The organism is Klebsiella sp. 1SOBk10mer (assembly GCF_046602535.1).
Classification (GTDB): domain Bacteria; phylum Pseudomonadota; class Gammaproteobacteria; order Enterobacterales; family Enterobacteriaceae; genus Klebsiella; species Klebsiella quasipneumoniae.
In genome coordinates this window covers 1-18,811 of sequence record NZ_JBKIUP010000009.1, presented here as the reverse complement: position 1 = coordinate 18,811, position 18,811 = coordinate 1, and the positions used below count along the sequence as shown (strand labels likewise).

At 57.5% G+C, this 18,811-nt stretch carries 14 protein-coding genes and 1 pseudogene; 7 read left to right on the top strand and 8 right to left on the bottom strand.

Going from position 1 to position 18,811, the window contains the following annotated elements:
* Positions 1-39: 39 nt before the first annotated feature.
* Both avtA and ACLH1I_RS20520 read right to left on the bottom strand, forming a co-directional pair.
* Complete coding sequence (gene avtA, locus ACLH1I_RS20525; RefSeq protein ID WP_004205026.1) at positions 40-1,296, bottom strand: valine--pyruvate transaminase; 1,257 nt, start codon at positions 1,294-1,296, stop codon at positions 40-42.
* Positions 1,297-1,463: 167 nt separating this feature from the next.
* On the bottom strand, positions 1,464-3,497 hold the full coding sequence (locus ACLH1I_RS20520; RefSeq protein ID WP_048326032.1) for an alpha-amylase: 2,034 nt from the start codon (positions 3,495-3,497) through the stop codon (positions 1,464-1,466).
* 313 nt (positions 3,498-3,810) lie between these two features.
* Here ACLH1I_RS20520 and ACLH1I_RS20515 point away from each other — a divergent pair, with 313 nt between their 5' ends.
* A complete protein-coding gene (locus ACLH1I_RS20515) occupies positions 3,811-4,629 on the top strand; it encodes a protein bax (protein ID WP_017900030.1) in 819 nt (272 codons plus the stop codon).
* A gap of 61 nt (positions 4,630-4,690) precedes the next feature.
* Here the strand turns inward: ACLH1I_RS20515 and xylR are convergent, their stop codons facing one another.
* The 4 genes from xylR to xylF all read right to left on the bottom strand — a co-directional run bounded on the left by xylR (position 4,691) and on the right by xylF (position 9,862).
* Complete coding sequence (gene xylR, locus ACLH1I_RS20510; RefSeq protein ID WP_004205023.1) at positions 4,691-5,869, bottom strand: D-xylose utilization transcriptional activator XylR; 1,179 nt, start codon at positions 5,867-5,869, stop codon at positions 4,691-4,693.
* A 233-nt stretch (positions 5,870-6,102) separates the two neighbouring features.
* Complete coding sequence (xylH, locus tag ACLH1I_RS20505; protein WP_017900029.1) at positions 6,103-7,284, bottom strand: xylose ABC transporter permease XylH; 1,182 nt, start codon at positions 7,282-7,284, stop codon at positions 6,103-6,105.
* Complete coding sequence (locus ACLH1I_RS20500) at positions 7,262-8,803, bottom strand: xylose ABC transporter ATP-binding protein (RefSeq protein WP_198080178.1); 1,542 nt, start codon at positions 8,801-8,803, stop codon at positions 7,262-7,264. Before ACLH1I_RS20500 ends, xylH begins: the two co-directional genes overlap by 23 nt.
* A gap of 63 nt (positions 8,804-8,866) precedes the next feature.
* Positions 8,867-9,862 (bottom strand): D-xylose ABC transporter substrate-binding protein, encoded by a 996-nt coding sequence (gene xylF / locus ACLH1I_RS20495; protein ID WP_017900027.1) that lies wholly within the window; start codon positions 9,860-9,862, stop codon positions 8,867-8,869.
* Positions 9,863-10,357: 495 nt separating this feature from the next.
* Between xylF and xylA the strand changes: the two genes are divergently transcribed.
* From xylA to yiaB, 3 genes are all read left to right on the top strand, one after another.
* On the top strand, positions 10,358-11,680 hold the full coding sequence (gene xylA, locus ACLH1I_RS20490; RefSeq protein ID WP_004205019.1) for a xylose isomerase: 1,323 nt from the start codon (positions 10,358-10,360) through the stop codon (positions 11,678-11,680).
* 92 nt (positions 11,681-11,772) lie between these two features.
* Entirely contained in the window at positions 11,773-13,227 is a 1,455-nt protein-coding gene (xylB, locus tag ACLH1I_RS20485; protein WP_065802746.1) for a xylulokinase, read from the top strand.
* Between the two features lie 166 nt (positions 13,228-13,393).
* Positions 13,394-13,765 (top strand): inner membrane protein YiaB, encoded by a 372-nt coding sequence (gene yiaB, locus ACLH1I_RS20480; protein ID WP_004205017.1) that lies wholly within the window; start codon positions 13,394-13,396, stop codon positions 13,763-13,765.
* 28 nt (positions 13,766-13,793) lie between these two features.
* On the opposite strand, the gene ACLH1I_RS20475 is transcribed toward yiaB, so the two are convergent.
* Positions 13,794-14,789, bottom strand: coding sequence for an acyltransferase (locus ACLH1I_RS20475; RefSeq protein WP_065903773.1), 996 nt, complete (start codon positions 14,787-14,789; stop codon positions 13,794-13,796).
* 179 nt (positions 14,790-14,968) lie between these two features.
* Here ACLH1I_RS20475 and ACLH1I_RS20470 point away from each other — a divergent pair, with 179 nt between their 5' ends.
* The 3 genes from ACLH1I_RS20470 to glyS all read left to right on the top strand — a co-directional run bounded on the left by ACLH1I_RS20470 (position 14,969) and on the right by glyS (position 18,386).
* The gene (locus ACLH1I_RS20470) at positions 14,969-15,268 is read left to right on the top strand and encodes a YsaB family lipoprotein (protein ID WP_025999219.1); all 300 of its coding nucleotides are present in this window, start codon (positions 14,969-14,971) and stop codon (positions 15,266-15,268) included.
* Between the two features lie 127 nt (positions 15,269-15,395).
* Positions 15,396-16,307: a glycine--tRNA ligase subunit alpha gene (gene glyQ, locus ACLH1I_RS20465; protein ID WP_004205014.1), complete on the top strand. Its 912-nt coding sequence runs from the start codon at positions 15,396-15,398 to the stop codon at positions 16,305-16,307.
* Between the two features lie 9 nt (positions 16,308-16,316).
* On the top strand, positions 16,317-18,386 hold the full coding sequence (glyS, locus tag ACLH1I_RS20460; protein ID WP_004205013.1) for a glycine--tRNA ligase subunit beta: 2,070 nt from the start codon (positions 16,317-16,319) through the stop codon (positions 18,384-18,386).
* Positions 18,387-18,692: 306 nt separating this feature from the next.
* Here the strand turns inward: glyS and ACLH1I_RS20455 are convergent.
* Positions 18,693-18,811, bottom strand: a pseudogene (locus tag ACLH1I_RS20455) (IS481 family transposase); the annotation flags it as partial.

Here is an 18,811-nt window from a genome sequence, read left to right as displayed (position 1 = left end):
GGTCCGCCGACGGACGTTACCCGTCAGCAGCGTCAGGAATTACGCTTCCTGTTCGCGCCAGGCGAATTCAACCTCTTCGGCGAGAATTTTCACCCCGGCCTCGATTTTTTGCGGGTCCGGCACATAGTTCATGCGCATGCACTGGTGGGTATGCGGCCACGGTTTATCGAGTCCCGGGAAGAAGTAATCCCCCGGCACCATCAGCACGCCGCGCTTTTTCAGCCGCTGATACAGCAGCTCGGTGGAGATCGGCAGATCCTTAAACCACAGCCAGAGGAAGATCGCCCCCTCCGGTTTGTGAATAAGGCAGCGCTCCTCCGGCAGATAGCGGCGAATAATGGCGATGGTCTCCTGCACCCGCTGGTAATAGAAGGGTTTGATCACTGTCTCTGACAGGCGCAGCAGATCCTGACGTTTAATCATTTCACACATCATTGCCGGCCCGATACCGCCGGGCGCGAGGCTGATAATGCCGTTCATGTTGCTGATGGCGGTAATGATTTTCTCGTTGGCGATGATAATCCCGCAGCGGCTGCCCGGCAGGCCCAGCTTGGACAGGCTCATACACAGCACGATGTTCGGATTCCACAGCGGTCGGGCGTTGCTGAAGATTATGCCCGGGAACGGCACGCCGTAGGCGTTATCAATCACCAGCGGGACCCCGTGCTGATTCGCCAGCGCATCCAGTTTGATCAGCTCTTCATCAGTGATGACGTTGCCGGTCGGGTTGGTGGGACGCGAGACGCAGATCATCCCGGTCTCCTCCGTCACCTGCAGATGCTCAAAATCAACGTGGTACTTGAACTGGCCTTCCGGCAGCAGTTCGATATTCGGCCGGGTGGCAACGAACAGATCCTCTTCCAGGCCGGCATCGGCATAGCCGATATATTCCGGCGTCAGCGGGAACAGCACCTTGCGGGTGGTGCCATCTGCCCGACGCCCTGCGAACAGATTAAATAAGTAGAAAAATGCGCTCTGACTGCCGTTTGTTAGCGCAATATTCTGTGGTTCTATCTCCCAGCCCAGTTCGTCGCGCAGCATCTTCGCCAGCAGGCTCAGCAGCTCGCTCTTGCCCTGCGGACCATCATAATTACAAAGCGCATCAAGGGCTTTGCCATTATCCAGCATGTCGGAGAGCAACTGCTGGAAGTAGTCATTCATCTCCGGGATCTGAGCGGGGTTGCCGCCGCCCAGCATAATAGCGCCCGGCGTGCGCAGACCGTCATTAAGGTCTTCCATCAGGCGGGTAATGCCTGAATGACGGGTGAATTTGTCGCCGAAAAGGGAAAATGTCATCGCGAATCGTCTGTCGGTGGTTCTGGAAAGTGGCTAACCATAACGCCAGCGCCAGCGTGGTGCAAATCGAAGGGAAGAGGGGTATTTTTGTTTTTATCCTGTGAATCGATATTTTATCAGCGTATTGTTCTGAATGGCTCCCCGCCGGGCAGGGAGCCACTCCTGTATTACTGCTGTTGTCCGGCCCAGATGACCATCACTTTGTCTTCACCGCTCTCGCGCACGAATCCGTAACCCCGCGGCATCGACAGCGTTGTCTGTTTGCCCATGCCGATCGCCGGATGGCGCGCGCGGAACTGGCCAATCTTCTGCCAGTGGGTAACGCTGCGGGCCGCTTTACCGTTAACATCCTGCCAGTTCATCTCTGAACGGGTGCCCTGCAGCGGGTCCGAGCCGGTGGGGCCGAACGGGCGCGACGACTCGTCACCATAGAAGATCTGCACGGCGCCAGGGGCCAGCAGCAGCAGCTCTGCCGCCGTGGTGCCACCTTCGCGGAACAGCCTCGTATCGTGTGAGGAGAGGTAGCTCAGCACGTTGAAGCTCTGCAGCTTGTCCGCCATTTGCTGCCAGGTGAGGTCAATGTTGGCCATGCAGGTCGCCGCTTTCGCCGCCTGGTCCTGATAGTCGAAATTGATCATCGCATCAAAACCGTGGCGATAGTAATCGCTCTCCATCACCCCGTGTCCCCAGGCTTCCCCGGTCATCCAGAACGGCGCCGCATCCAGCGCTTTATCCGGATTGGCTTTTTTCCACTCCGCCAGCGCGGCGGTGGCTTGGGTTTTTAACTGCTGCCAGGCATCCATCTCCACATGTTTAGCGGTATCGACGCGGAAGCCGTCGATGCCGTAGTCGCGCACCCACTGGCTCAGCCAGTGGGTCAGGTAGTCGCGCGGCGTATAGCCCGGGATCGCCTTCGCCGCAGTGTCCGGTTTATGGCTATAGAAGTTCGGCAGGCCCGACGCCTCCTTCGATTCGGTTTTCAGGTCCGGCAGGAAGGCCAGCGACATGGTGAGGTCGTCATAGCCCGGGTTGTCGTAATCGCCGATATCGGTGCGGATCCACTTCTTACCCCACCACTTCTCCCAACCGGCCTTGTCGCTGAAGTTGATATAGTCGTTAAAGCTGTGCCAGGTCTGGCCCGCGCCGGGCTTCCAGTCCGTCCAGCGCTCGCCGAGGGTTTTTTTCAGCTCATCCCCTTGCAGATACAGGGAGCCGAACTGGAACTCCTGCATGTCGGCCAGGGTGGCGTAGCCGGTATGGTTCATCACCACGTCGAACAGAATACGTATTCCGCGCTTATGCGCTTCATCCACCAGCCGGCGGAGATCCGCTTCGGTCCCCATGTTGGCGTCCAGTTTCGACCAGTCCTGAGTGTAATAGCCGTGGTAGGCGTAGTGCGGGAAATCGCCTTTCGTCCCACCGCCGACCCAGCCGTGGATCTGCTCGAGCGGGGAGCTGATCCACAGGGCATTGACCCCCATCTGCTGCAGATAATCCAGCTTGCTGGTTAATCCCTGCAGGTCGCCGCCGTGGAAGGTGCCTATCTCCTGCATGCCGTCTTTATGTCGGCCATAGCTATTGTCGTTGGCCGGGTTACCGTTCACGAAGCGGTCGGTCAGGACGAAGTAGACGGTGGCGTTGTGCCAGTCGAACGGCGCCGGCGCGGCCGTCTCGGCGCGCTCAAGCAGCAGCAGGCCATTGCTGCCGAAGGCGGGCTGCAGAGTGATTTTGCCGCCGCTGACGGTCGCGACATTGCCGCTGTAAAAATCGCGAACCTTACTGCCCTCGGCGAAGGTTTTGCTAACGTCGATGGTCAGAGGTTTTCCATCCCACTTCGGACACTGGCGGATCTGCGGCGCTGCGGCGCTGGCCTCTTTTTCCTCCAGCGAAATCATCATCGTCGGCGTGCCGGAGCGGGTATCCACCTCCAGGGTATACAGGCCCTGGCGGAAGATGCGCCATTGCGGCGGCGTGCCGCGACAGGGTTCCATGGAGAGCATCTGGTTGAGCTTAATGCCGCCGGAAGGCTGCCAGCACTGTTGGTCAAAATTTAGCTGCAGGGGACGTGTACCCTTCTCAACCACTTTCTGGCTGATGAAGCGGCCCGTCCCTTCTTCGGTGAAAGCAGGGAAGTCGGCGGTGGTCCAGGCGGCAAAGGCCATCCCAGGCACGAATAACGTGGCAAGCGCAGCGAGTTTCATTGCGGGATCCTTGAGCGGTTTTTATCTAGTGTGCCTTGTTGCCGCAAGGGTGAACTCCTCCCGGCGGACGTTTTGCCAGGAGGATGAAAAGGGGTGAGTGACACCGCTCAAAAAATAGGCTAAAAATGAGACGAAGCTAGCATTTTCGCGCTGGCGATGCGGCGCAGAAACCGATTTCAGATGACAGCAATTCGGAATTGGACTATTTCTGTTGATGCCCTCAGTGCGTATTTTTGATACTATTAGCGATTCAGCTATCGTTTTTTTGTGAAAAACAAGGTGTTGGAATGCATATATCCGACCAGGAGACCTGATGATATCGAATCCCATACGACGATATGGGGCCGCCATACTTATGTTACTAACCTGCGTCTTTTCAGGTAGTGTGTTGGCAACAACGCACACAGCAACAAAGAGTCATAAAGCCCCAACGGTTAAGAAGATCAGTAGTACTAAGGTAAGCAGTAAACAAGAGTATTCTCGCAATAGTGTAAAGAGCAGTTCACTTCCTGACTTGCGAAAATACCCTTCCGGAACACCAAGGAAAAAAGCGTTTCTCCGGACGGTCATGCCTTATATTACCAAGCAGAATCAGGCGATTACTGCGGATCGTAACTGGCTTGTTTCCAAGCAGTACGATGCTCGCTGGTCGCCGAGCGAAAAGGCGCGCCTGAAAGATATCGCGACGCGTTACAAGGTGAAGTGGTCAGGCAATACGCGTCATGTGCCATGGAACGCGCTGCTTGAGCGTGTCGACATTATTCCGAACAGCATGGTTGCGACCATGGCGGCGGCGGAAAGTGGCTGGGGTACCTCTAAGCTGGCGCGTGAGAACAACAATCTGTTCGGCATGAAGTGCGGCGCTGGTCGCTGCCGCGGCGCGATGAAAGGCTACTCGCAGTTTGAGTCGGTGGAGCAGTCGGTACAGGCTTACGTCACCAACCTGAACACCCACCCGGCCTATTCCTCTTTCCGCAAATCGCGCCTGCAGCTGCGTAAGGCGGATCAGGAAGTAACGGCCAGCACCATGATTCATAAGCTGAAGGGGTATTCGACCAAAGGGTCGAGCTACAACAACTATCTCTTCGCGATGTATCAGGATAACCAGCGGTTAATTGCCGCGCACATGTAATGTGCTTATCTACGTCATTATTAATGCCCGGCGCGCAAGCCCGGGCATTTTTCTTTGCTCTCTACATCATGACTTCACTGTGCCGGTCACGGTACTCTTTCGGCGTCACGTCGTACTCCTTCTTAAACACCGAATAGAAATATTGCAGCGACGGGTAGCCGCACATCTGCGAAATCTCATTGATCGACAGGCTGGTGGACACCAGCAGGCTGCGCGCCTTTTCCAGTTTCTCGCTGTGGATCACCGTGTGGATGGTCTCCCCCACTTCCTCTTTAAAGCGTTTCTCCAGGTTGGAGCGTGAAATGCCGACGGCGTCGAGCACCTGCTCCACCTTGATGCCTTTGCAGGCGTTGTTGCGAATGTAATGCATCGCCTGAATCACGGAGGGGTCGTTTAACGACCGGTAGTCGGTGGAGCGTCGCTCAACGACGCGCATCGGCGGGATCAGCTGGCGCTGCAGCGGGAGCGCCTCGTTATTCAGCAGCCGGTGGAGTAATTTTGCCGCCTGATAACCCATCTGGCGGGTGCCCTGGGCGACGGAGGAGAGGGCGACGCGAGAGAGATAGCGGGTCAGCTCTTCGTTATCGATGCCAATAACGCACAGTTTCTCTGGCACCGGGATATGCAGCAGCTCGCAGGCCTGCAGGACGTGGCGGGCGCGGGCGTCGGTGACGGCGATGATGCCGGTTTGCGGCGGCAGCGTTTGCAACCAGTCGGCGAGCCGGTTTTGCGCGTGCTGCCAGTTTTCCGGCGCCGTCTCCAGCCCCTGGTAGACCACGCCGCGATACTTCTCCTTCGCCACCAACTGGCAGAAGGCGTACTCGCGCTCTACTGCCCAGCGTTTACCGCTGGAGGTGGGGAGTCCGTAAAACGCGAAGCGGTGTACTCCTTTTTCCTTCAGATGAAGAAAGGCGCTTTCCACCAGCGCGGCGTTGTCCGTGGCGATATAGTGGACCGGCGGGTACTGCTCTGGCTGATGATAAGAGCCGCCGACGCCGACGATGGGGACGTTGACATCGGCCAGTAGCTTTTCGATTTCGGGATCGTCATAGTCGGCGATAACGCCATCGCCTAACCACTCTTTGATGTTTTCGATTCGCGCCCGAAAATCCTCTTCAATAAAGATATCCCACTCCAGCTGGGAGGCCTGCAGATACTCGCCGACACCCTCAACCACCTGACGGTCATAAGCTTTGTTGGCGTTGAATAACAGCGTAATACGGTGACGCTTTTCAAACATAGATGATGTTCCTGCTCTAACCCCGGTCATACCCCTTCATTCATGATGTTGCCGATGGCCTGGCTTTCTCATTCACCCCGGCCACGTACGCGATACGCGGCCGGGATGCGCCGTCTGCAACCCGAATGCTGTTGGGTATACACTACCGGCTAATGCCCGAGATATTTCAAGCGCCTTATGGCGAAGTTTGGCGGTAGCGCAAAGAATTCAGACATTCTTCAGAGAGCGCTTCCTTACGCGCGCCGCTTGGTGGCGGAGTCCATCCACACCGCCAGCAGCAAAATGGCGCCTTTGACGATATATTGCCAGAAGGTGGCGACGTCCATCATGCTCATGCCGTTATCCAGGGCCGACATAATAAACGCCCCCATTACCGCCCCGGCGACGCTGCCGATCCCGCCCGCCAGGCTGGTGCCGCCGATAACGCAGGCGGCGATGGCGTCCAGTTCGGCGATGTTGCCCGCCGAGGGCGACCCCGCGCCGAGGCGCGAGCTGAGGATCAGTCCGGCAATGGCGACCATCAGGCCGTTAATGGCAAACACCGCCAGCTTGGTGCGCTCGACGTTAATCCCGGACAGGCGTGCCGCCTCCAGGTTGCCGCCGATGGCGTAGATGCGGCGGCCAAAGGCGGTACGAGTGGCCATGAACAGCCCTGCCAGCAGCAGGGCGGCGAGGATCAGTACCGGCGTCGGCACACCGCGATAGTCATTGAGCAGCCAGATTGCGCCCAGCACAATCACCGCGGTAATGGCCTGGCGGCCAACGGCGGCGGTGGAAGACGCGGTCGCGAGACCTAACGCCTGCCGGCGCATCCGTCCGCGCCACTGCCAGATAATGAACGCCGCCATGCCGACAACGCCGATGCCAAAGCCAATGCCATCTGGCAGGTAGCTTTGGCCGATCTGCGCCATCGCCGGGCTGGTGGGCGAGACGGTGGTCCCGTTGGTGATGCCGATCAGAATGCCGCGAAACGCCAGCATCCCGGCGAGGGTGACGATAAACGAGGGAACCTTACGATAGGCCACCCACCATCCGTTCCACGCGCCGAGCAGCAGGCCCATCACCAGCGTCACCAGAATGGTGAGCGGCAGCGGCCAGCCGAGCCAGACGTCAAAGATCGCTGCCGCGCCGCCGAGAAGCCCCATCATCGAGCCGACGGACAGGTCGATTTCTGCCGAAATAATCACAAACACCATGCCGACGGCGAGGATGCCGGTGATGGCCGTCTGGCGCAGCAGGTTGGAGATATTGCGTGCGCTCAGGTAGGCGCCATCGGTAACCCAGGTGAAAAACAGCATAATGACGACGATCGCGGCGATCATCACGAAGACCTGGAGGTTAAGCCCCTTCAGCGCCGGCAGGGCGGTAGGGGCGGTTGGAGTAAGTTTGATTTCAGACGACGTGTTCTTCGACATGGCGTTCGCTCCTCAGCGCGGCTTCCATCACCTGTTCCTGGGTCAGATGTTGATTAACCAAATTGGCTTTTAGCCTGCCTTCGTGCATGACCAGCACCCGATCGCTAAGACCAAGCACCTCGGACAGTTCGGATGAAATGACAATGACCGCGATGCCCTGCTGCACCAGCTGGTTAATCAGTTTATAAATTTCATACTTCGCCCCGATATCGATGCCGCGGGTGGGTTCGTCGAGGATCAGAATGCGCGGATTAAGCAGCAGACAGCGGGCCAGAATCGCCTTTTGCTGGTTGCCACCGCTCAGGCGGCCAATCGCCAGCTCCGGCGAGGAGGTTTTAATTTTCAATCGCTGAATGGACTGCTCAATACAGTGCTGCTCGGCGGCGTCGTCCAGGCTGCTCATCGCGCCGGTGAACTGGCTGAGCGCTGCCAGGGTAATGTTCTTACCTACCGCCATTACCGGCACGATACCGTCTTTTTTGCGGTCTTCCGGCACCATGGCGATGCCGTGGCCAATGGCCTGCTGACAGTTAGTGATGCTGACCGGCTGGCCATCAATAAAAATCTCCCCCTGCCAGCGCCCCGGCCAGACGCCGAACAGGCACTGCACCGCCTCGGTCCGTCCGGCGCCGACCAGCCCGGCGATGCCGAGGATTTCCCCGCGACGCAGGGAAAACGAGACGTCGTTGACCCGTTTAATATGACGGTTTACCGGGTGCCAGGCGGTCAAGTGTTCGACCCGCAGGATCTCCTCGCCGTGGGCGTGCGGTTCGCTGGGATAGAGCGCGGTGAGCTCCCGGCCAACCATCATGGTGATGATGTCGTCTTCGCTCATGCCGCTGGCGTCGCGAGTGCCGATGTGCTGGCCGTCGCGGATCACGCAGATTGTATCGGAGATCGCTTTGACCTCATTGAGCTTGTGCGAAATATAGATGCAGGCGATATCGTGGTTTTGCAGATCGCGAACGATCGCCAGCAGCGTCGCGGTCTCTTGTTCGGTTAAGGAGGCGGTCGGTTCGTCGAGGATCAGCAGGCGAACCTGTTTATTCAGCGCCTTGGCGATCTCCACCAGCTGCTGCTGACCGAGGCCGAGGTCGCCGACGCGGGTGTCGGGCGAAATGGGCAGATTGACCTGCGCCAGCAGCTTCTGGCAGCGCAGCGTCATGGTTTCATAATCCAGCAGACCGTGGCGGGAGATCTCGGCGCCGAGGAAAATGTTCTCCAGCACGGTGAGATGTTTCACCAGCGCCAGCTCCTGATGAATAATGGCGATGCCTTTGCGTTCGGTATCGCGAATATGGTTTGCCTGCAGCGTTTCGCCGGCAAAAATAATCTCCCCCTCATAGCTTCCGTGCGGATAGATACCGCACAGCACTTTCATCAGCGTCGATTTTCCCGAACCATTTTCACCGCATAACGAGACCACCTCGCCAGCGTTCAGGCGCAGGCTGACATTATCCACGGCCTTAACGGCGCCGAAGGTTTTGGTGATGTTCTTCATTTCGAGTAGCCAGGCCATAAAGACTCCGAAAAGTGATATCCGGCGGGATGAAAATGACGCCCCGCAGCGGGGCGTCAGCCATTACAGTTCACTCTTTTTATGGAAACCGTCTTTAATCACCGTGGCGTCGATATTCTCTTTATTCACTTCAATTGGCGTTAACAGGCGCGAAGGGACATCTTTTAAACCGTTATTCAGCGTAGTGTCAGACTTCGGCTGCTTATCGTTGCCCAGCTCAACGGCGATTTCGGCGGCGTTGGTGGCCAGGGTGGTAATCGGTTTATAGACGGTCATCGTCTGGGTACCGGAAATAATGCGCTTCACGCCCGCCAGGTCAGCATCCTGACCGGAGATCGCCACTTTGCCGGCCAGCCCCTGGGCGGTTAAGGCCTGGATGGCGCCGCCGGCGGTGGCGTCATTGGAGGCAACCACGGCGTCGATTTTGTTATTATTCGCCGTCAACGCGTTTTCCATTATTTTCAGCGCGTTTTCCGGCAGCCAGCCGTCAACCCACTGATCGCCGACAATCTTAATTTTGCCCTCATCGACATACGGCTTGAGGACCTTCATCTGCCCGGCGCGGAACAGTTTGGCATTATTATCCACCGGCGAACCGCCCATCAGGAAATAATTACCCTGCGGCACTTTGTCGACCAGGCTTTGCGCCTGCATTTCGCCGACTTTTTCATTGTCGAAAGAAATATAAAAATCAATATCAGCATTATTAATCATGCGATCATAGGCCAGGACTTTAATACCTTCCTGTTTGGCCTCTTTAATAACGTTGCTGAGCACCTGACCGTTATAAGGAATAATGACTAAGACATCGACGCCGCGGTTGATCATGTTTTCAATTTGCGACATTTGCGTTTCTTCATTGCCATTGGCGGACTGAACAAAAACTTTGGCGCCTAAGGATTCCGCTTTATTGACGAAAATATCGCGGTCTTTCTGCCAGCGCTCCAGACGCAGATCGTCGATGGCCATGCCAATCTTCACTTCTTTCGCCATCCCCGCCATGCTGGCGAGCAGGAGGGAGCTGGCGCAAAGCGTAAGGCAAAGGTTCTTTATCTTCATAATAACGATACCTTTTTTGTAAGGGTAGGTAAGACGAACGGAAAATAATGTTTGATACATGAGGTTGCGGATACGTTACAGATTCTTAACGCGGAAAGCAGGGCTGGCAATTACCGGTTTTTATTTTGCGGTTATGAAATTTCGTTTAATGCGTAAATTATGACGGCGATCGTATTTTATTCATGCACACTCTTATTATTGCACTGGACTTCTCTGACAGGACGGCAGAAGAACGAGCAGATATTATTTTTTGCGAGCTAGCGCACGTTTGTGGATTCTCTCAATGGCGGTGTGAAATAACGTAATTGAGGAAAATGAAAGCGAAATTCTATATTGGCTTAAACCCGTCATACTTCAAGTTGTAGGTGTGTTGGTGACATTCGTTGCTTCGCCCCCTGGTTATCGGGGACTCGCGCTCCTGCCGCCTTCCTGCAACTCGAATTATTTAGGGTACCTGATTGGTTATTCGCCGCATCTCTGAATATGGAGTTCTCTATGCAGACCTATTTCGATCAACTCGATCGCGTTCGTTACGAAGGCCCGAAATCCACTAACCCGCTGGCTTTCCGTCATTACAACCCGGATGAACTGGTGCTGGGCAAACGGATGGAAGATCATCTGCGTTTTGCGGCCTGTTACTGGCACACTTTCTGCTGGAATGGCGCCGATATGTTTGGCGTGGGCTCCTTCGATCGCCCATGGCAGCAGCCTGGCGACGCCCTGGAGATGGCCAAACGCAAAGCCGATGTGGCGTTCGAATTTTTCCATAAACTCAACGTGCCTTACTACTGCTTCCACGACGTTGACGTCTCGCCGGAAGGGAGTTCGCTCAAGGAGTACAGCAATAACTTCGCCCGGATGGTCGAGGTACTGGCGGAGAAGCAGCAGCAGAGCGGCGTCAAGCTTCTGTGGGGGACCGCAAACTGCTTCACCAACCCGCGCTACGGCGCTGGTGCGGCCACCAACCCGGACCCGGAAGTGTTCAGCTGGGCGGCCACCCAGGTGGTCACCGCCATGAATGCCACCCATCAGCTGGGCGGCGAAAACTATGTTCTGTGGGGCGGTCGCGAGGGCTATGAAACCCTGCTGAATACCGACCTGCGCCAGGAGCGTGAACAGATTGGCCGCTTTATGCAGCTGGTGGTGGAGCATAAGCACAAAATCGGCTTTAAAGGCACGCTGCTGATCGAGCCCAAACCGCAGGAGCCTACCAAGCATCAGTATGATTATGATGCCTCTACCGTTTACGGCTTCCTCAAGCAGTTTGGCCTGGAAAAAGAGATTAAACTGAACATTGAAGCCAACCATGCGACCCTCGCCGGCCACTCTTTCCATCATGAGATCGCGACGGCCATCGCGCTGGGGCTGTTCGGTTCCGTCGACGCCAACCGCGGCGATCCGCAGCTGGGCTGGGATACCGACCAGTTCCCGAACAGCGTCGAAGAGAACGCGCTGGTGATGTATGAAATTCTCAAAGCGGGCGGCTTCACCACCGGCGGCCTCAATTTTGATGCGAAAGTGCGCCGTCAGAGCACCGACAAATATGATCTGTTCTACGGCCATATCGGCGCGATGGATACCATGGCGCTGTCGCTGAAGGTCGCGGCGCGGATGATCGAGGACGGTGAACTGGATAAACGCGTGGCCAAACGCTACGCCGGCTGGAACGGCGAGCTGGGGCAGCAGATCCTGAACGGGCAGATGACCCTCAGCGACATTGCCCAGTATGCCGTTCAGCATCAGCTGGCGCCGCAGCATCGCAGCGGCCAGCAGGAACAACTGGAAAACCTGGTCAACCATTATCTGTTTGACAAGTAATCATGCGGCGGCGCCCGGCGTGACCGGGGTCGCCACCAGGATGCTCTGTTCGCGCCACGCTCAGCCGTGGCGCGCGTTTAAGGAGAGGGAGTATGTATATCGGCATCGATCTGGGGACATCGGGCGTCAAAGCCATTCTGCTCAATGAGCAGGGTGATGTGGTGGCATCGCATACCGAAAAGCTTACAGTCTCGCGTCCGCATCCGCTGTGGTCGGAACAAGATCCCGAGCAGTGGTGGCAGGCTACGGACACGGCGATGAAAGCCCTGGGCGCGCAGCATAGTCTGCGCGACGTGAAGGCGCTGGGGATCGCCGGGCAGATGCACGGCGCCACCCTGCTGGATAAATCGTTACAGGTGCTGCGTCCTGCCATTTTATGGAATGACGGCCGCTGCGGCGAAGAGTGCCAGCTGCTGGAGGAAAAAGTCAGCGCTTCCCGGCAGATCACCGGCAACCTGATGATGCCGGGCTTTACGGCGCCGAAGCTCTTGTGGGTGCAGCGCCACGAGGCGGCGGTGTTCAGCCAGGTCGATAAAGTGCTGCTGCCGAAGGATTATCTGCGTCTGCGGATGACCGGCGAGCTTGCCAGCGATATGTCTGACGCCGCCGGTACCCTGTGGATGGACGTCGCCCGACGCGACTGGAGCGATGAGATGCTCGCCGCCTGCGATCTCAACCGGGACGCGATGCCGGCCCTGTTTGAAGGCAGCGACGTCACCGGGCAGCTGCGCCCGGAGGTGGCGCAGGCGTGGAATATGCCACAGGCGCTGGTGGTGGGGGGCGGCGGCGACAACGCCGCCGGCGCGGTCGGGGTTGGCATGGCCGATGCCGGTCAGGCGATGCTGTCGCTGGGCACTTCAGGTGTGTATTTCGCGGTCAGCGAAGGATTCCTCAGCAAGCCTGAAAGCGCGGTGCATAGCTTTTGTCATGCGCTACCGGGCCGCTGGCATTTGATGTCGGTGATGCTCAGCGCGGCCTCCTGTCTGGACTGGGCGGCGAAATTAACCGGTCTCGCCAGCGTGCCGGCGCTGATTGCGGCGGCACAGTCAGCCGACGAGAGCGCCGGTCCGGTGTGGTTCCTGCCCTATCTGTCGGGCGAACGCACGCCGCACAACAACCCGCAGGCCAAGGGCGTCTTCTTCGGCCTGACGCATCAGCATGGGCCGGCAGAGCTGGCGCGGGCAGTACTGGAGGGGGTGGGCTATGCGCTGGCGGACGGTATGGACGTGGTACACGCCTGCGGCATCAAGCCGCAGAGCATCACCCTTATCGGCGGCGGGGCGCGTAGCGCTTACTGGCGACAAATGCTGGCGGATATCAGCGGCCAGCAGCTCGATTACCGTACCGGGGGCGACGTCGGCCCGGCGCTGGGGGCGGCCAGGCTGGCGCAGCTGGCGGTGCACGGCGAAGCCGACCGCGCCGGGCTGTTGACGCCGCTGCCGCTTGAGCAAGCGCATCGCCCGGACGATCGCCGAGTGGCCCACTATGCGCCGCAGCGGGAAACCTTCCGCCAGATTTATCAGCAGCTGAAACCGCTGATGTCATAGCCTCAGTCCGTCCGGCAGCGCCGGGCGGATTACTCCCCTGAATGTCCAGTCTGCATTCATCCAAAACACGTATTTATTAATTCCGAAATGTCAGCTTTGCTGCACCTGGCCTGCGCCATCGCCGGGCGGTTCGGTCATAATCAGCGCGTGTCGACAGGGAGGAGCGATGAATATAAAACGCAGTATTGCCAGAGGGATGATGGCAGCAGGGTCGCTGGTTTATCTGCTGGGTATCTGGCGGACCTGCCCGCTGTTTAGCGGTAAAGGTTATTTTCTTGGCGTACTGGTGATGGGGATGTTTGCCGTCCTCGCCCATCAGCGCGCCAGACGGTGGCAGGGGCAGGACGACGGATTTATCGCGTTATGCCGGCTGGTGTTGCTGCTGTCGGCGGGCCTGCTGCTGGTGGGCGCCTGGCATGTGCCGGCAGACTGGTATGAAAAAGCCGTCTATATCGCGGCGTGGTTTGTCTGCTTATACGGCGCATCTGCGACCCCCGAACGGGCCCGCGTCGCCCGCGCGGTGCAAAAAACGGAATAGGCGCCCGGTTGTCCGGTGCGCCGGGCCGTTAGCTGACCAGCCGGCGGCGATCAACCCGCTGCACCAGGCCGGACAGCAGCAGACTGCCGAGCAGGGCGGCGCTGAAAATCCACACAATATCCAGCAGCGGCCAGCGGCTCAGTTCCAGATGGCTGGCGCGCAGCGCATGTACAATCAGGGCATGGAAGCCGTAAATCCCCAGAGAATGACGCGCAATACATTCGATACCGGGCAGGGGACGCGCGTTAAGCCAGTTTTTGGCGAGCGTCAGCAGGGTGACCGCGCAAACGAACACCGCCGGTCCGCAGTAGAGATACCAGGTGTCGCCGAAGTCCCCGCGCCAGCGCAGCTCATGCAGCGTGCCGCGGGAGATGACCCACACGGCGGCGAGGAACAGCGCGGCGCAGAGCGGGGTCAGCCATTTTTTATCCGTGTTCAGGGTGCCAATGGCCCTGCCCAGCACGCCGTAGAGCACGTAATAAAAGGTGTCGCCATTGATATAGAGGTTGACCGGCAACCACTCAATCCCGGCGGCTTTGACGCCGACCATATTGGGGTTGGCCAGAATGCCGAGGATCGCCATCAGCGTCAGCAGCATTTTGCCGCTGACGGACTTAACCTGAATAAGCGGCGAGAGCAGGTAGATAACGGTGATAGCAAAGAAAAACCACAGGTGGTAGAAGACAGGCTTCTGCAGCACATTCTTTAACGACAGCTCGACGTTGATATGGGTAAACAGCGCGATATACAGCAGAGAAAGCGCGCTATAGAACGCAATGCACAGGCCAATCCGCCAGAAGTGGCGCGGCTGGGCGCTGCGTTCCCCAAAAAAGAGGTAGCCCGAGATCATAAAAAACAGCGGCACGCTGACGCGGGAGGTGGAATTGAGCAGATTGGCGATATCCCATTGCAGCAGCGTAATCGCATGCGGATGAGTGATATACCAGCTGGTACTGTGGATCATCACCACCATCATGCAGGCAATGCCGCGCAGGTTGGTGATCCAGTGAATCTTTTCTTGCATCCGTCCCTCAAAGTCTACTGGCGAAATAAGGTCTGACCCGCCTTATGCCCCGGTGTCGCACGAGATTAGTCTGAGTTTTTGGTCACAGACTTGTCGCTGTTTCATGATATTCGCAAAATACCTGTAATACTGAATATTTACGATAACAACTTGCTAACAAGGCGGTGGAGGAGAACGTGGTGAAAGGTGTCGTTTCCATAATGCTGGTGCTGCTCCTTGCGGGCTGCAGCGAGACCGTTTCCCCGCCGGCGCAAAAAGCGCAGCGCGCGCGTATTACCCCGCAAACCACGCTCAATATGGCGCAGCTTTGCAAGGACCAGGCCGCTATCCGCTATAACACGCAAACGCAGTTAGTTGACGTGAACCATTTTGAACAATTCCAGGCAAGCTATGAGCTGTCGGGCCGTACCGGCAAGAATGAACGTTTCATCTGTTCCTTTGACCCGGACGGCCAGTTTATGCATCTTTCGATGCGCTGAATCGACCCCACCTGGCGTAAATTTCGTCCGTTTTCCTGAAACTACGCCGTTTCGTACTGTATATCTCGCAGCCAGCGGGTATACTGACTCCTTCCTTTAAATCCACACGTATCCAGCACGAAATCATATGCAAAAGTTTGATACCAGGACCTTCCAGGGCCTGATCCTGACCTTACAGGATTACTGGGCTCGTCAGGGCTGCACCATTGTTCAACCACTGGACATGGAAGTCGGCGCCGGCACCTCTCACCCGATGACCTGCCTGCGCGCGCTAGGGCCGGAGCCGATGGCGACCGCCTACGTACAGCCTTCCCGTCGTCCAACCGATGGCCGCTATGGCGAAAACCCGAACCGTTTACAGCATTACTATCAGTTTCAGGTGGTGATTAAGCCTTCTCCGGACAACATCCAGGAGCTGTACCTCGGGTCGCTGAAAGAGCTGGGTATGGACCCGACCATTCACGACATTCGCTTCGTCGAAGACAACTGGGAAAACCCGACGCTGGGCGCCTGGGGTCTGGGTTGGGAAGTGTGGCTCAACGGCATGGAAGTGACGCAGTTCACCTACTTCCAGCAGGTGGGCGGCCTGGAGTGTAAGCCGGTGACCGGCGAGATCACCTACGGTCTGGAGCGTCTGGCGATGTACATCCAGGGCGTCGACAGCGTCTACGACCTGGTCTGGAGCGACGGCCCGCTGGGGAAAACCACCTACGGCGACGTGTTCCACCAGAACGAAGTGGAGCAGTCCACCTATAACTTCGAATACGCCGACGTCGATTTCCTCTTCTCCTGCTTCGAGCAGTATGAGAAAGAGGCCCAGCAGCTGCTGGCGCTGGAGACCCCGCTGCCGCTGCCGGCCTACGAGCGTATTCTGAAAGCGGCTCACAGCTTCAACCTGCTGGATGCGCGTAAAGCCATCTCCGTCACCGAGCGTCAGCGCTATATCCTGCGCATTCGCACCCTGACGAAAGCAGTGGCGGAAGCGTACTACGCTTCCCGTGAAGCGCTCGGCTTCCCGATGTGCAACAAGAATAAATAAGAGGCGGCCATGTCTGAGAATACTTTTCTGGTGGAAATCGGCACTGAAGAGCTGCCACCAAAAGCGCTGCGCAGCCTGGCGGAATCTTTTGCTGCGAACGTGACCGCAGAGCTGGATAACGCCGGCCTCGCGCACGGTAAAGTGGAATGGTTTGCCGCTCCGCGTCGTCTGGCGCTGAAGGTAGCCAACCTGGCGGCGGCGCAGGCCGATCGCGAAGTGGAAAAACGCGGCCCGGCCGTTGCCCAGGCGTTCGATGCCGAAGGCAAGCCAAGCAAAGCGGCCGAAGGCTGGGCGCGCGGCTGCGGTATCACCGTCGATCAGGCCGAACGTCTGACCACGGACAAAGGCGAGTGGCTGCTGTATCGCGCCCATGTGAAGGGCGAAAGCACTGAAGCCCTGCTGCCGAACATGATTGCCAGCTCGCTGGCGAAGCTGCCGATCCCGAAACTGATGCGCTGGGGCGCGTCTGACGTCCACTTCGTGCGCCCGGTTCACACCGTCACGCTGCTGCTGGGTGACAAAGTGATCCCGGCTACTATCCTCGGTATTCCGTCCGATCGCGTGATCCGCGGCCATCGCTTTATGGGCGAGCCGGAATTCACCATCGACCATGCCGACCAGTATCCGCAGATCCTGCTGGAGCGCGGTAAAGTCATCGCCGATTACGAACAGCGTAAAGCCAAAATCAAAGCCGATGCGGAAGAGGCGGCGCGTAAGATTGGCGGTAAAGCCGATCTGAGCGAAAGCCTGCTGGAAGAAGTCACCTCGCTGGTGGAATGGCCGGTGGTGCTGACGGCGAAGTTCGAAGAAAAATTCCTCGCGGTGCCGTCTGAAGCGCTGGTTTACACCATGAAGGGCGACCAGAAGTACTTCCCGGTCTACGACAACGCCGGTAAGCTGCTGCCGAACTTTATCTTCGTCGCTAACATCGAGTCGAAAGATCCGCAGCAGATCATCTCCGGTAACGAGAAGGTAGTCCGTCCGCGTCTGGCCGATGCCGAGTTCTTCTTCAACACCGACCGTAAAAAACGTCTGGAAGACAACCTGCCGCGTCTGGAAACCGTGCTGTTCCAGCAGCAGCTGGGGACGTTGCGCGACAAGACCGATCGCATTCAGGCGCTGGCGGGCTGGATTGCCGAGCAGATTGGCGCTGACGTGAACCACGCGACCCGCGCGGGCCTGCTGTCCAAGTGCGACCTGATGACCAACATGGTCTTCGAGTTCACCGACACCCAGGGCGTGATGGGGATGCACTACGCGCGCCATGATGGCGAAGCGGAAGATGTGGCCGTGGCGCTGAACGAACAGTATCAGCCGCGCTTTGCCGGCGACGCGCTGCCGTCTAACCCGGTGGCCTGCGCGGTGGCGATTGCCGATAAGATGGACACCCTGGCGGGTATCTTCGGTATCGGCCAGCACCCGAAAGGCGATAAAGACCCGTTTGCGCTGCGCCGCGCCGCGCTGGGCGTCCTGCGTATTATCGTCGAGAAGAACCTGAATCTCGATCTGCAAACGCTGACTGAAGAAGCGGTGCGTCTGTACGGTGAGAAGCTGACCAACGCCAACGTGGTCGATGACGTGATCGACTTTATGCTGGGCCGTTTCCGCGCCTGGTATCAGGACGAAGGCTACGGTGTCGACACTATCCAGGCGGTACTGGCGCGTCGTCCAACCCGCCCGGCGGATTTCGATGCGCGTATGAAGGCGGTATCGCACTTCCGTACTCTGGAAGAGTCCTCCGCGCTGGCGGCGGCGAACAAGCGTGTCTCCAACATCCTGGCGAAATCCGACGAAACGCTGAACGACATCGTTCACGCTTCGGTGCTGAAAGAAGCGGCGGAAATTAAGCTGGCGGGCAATCTGGTGGTGCTGCGCGACAAGCTGCAGCCGTACTTCGCCGCAGGCCGCTATCAGGATGCGCTGATTGAGCTGGCCGCCCTGCGCGAGCCGGTGGATGAGTTCTTCGAGAACGTGATGGTTAACGCTGAAGACAAAGATGTTCGCATCAACCGTCTGACGCTGCTGTCCAAACTGCGCGAGCTGTTCCTGCAGGTAGCGGATATTTCTCTGCTGCAGTAAGCGTATCGGAAATAATAAAAGACCTGCCTCAGGGCAGGTTTTTTTATACGTGAAATATAAATAGGTGAACCGCTAATAATTCTGTCATTGATATCTTCATTATTTTCATTCATCGATAAGAAATGTTTAGGAATATATAAACATAATTCCGCGAGGTATTTACGCTAGAATGGCGGCGGGTGCTTGAGACTGTGTGTCTCAGGTATTCAGCGGGAGACAGACAGAGAAAAGCCCCACCTGATAGTAATCAATGTGAGGCTCCCCTATGCATGAACACCATAAGAGTAGCCTCTTACTTGTTGAAAATCAACACGGTGTATGGGTCCACCACATATTGCAATTTTTACTCTCACGTAAAATATAGTCCACTGGCGTCATCAGTTCGAGTGATTTATGTGGCCTTTTGCTGTTATACAGCACCAGAT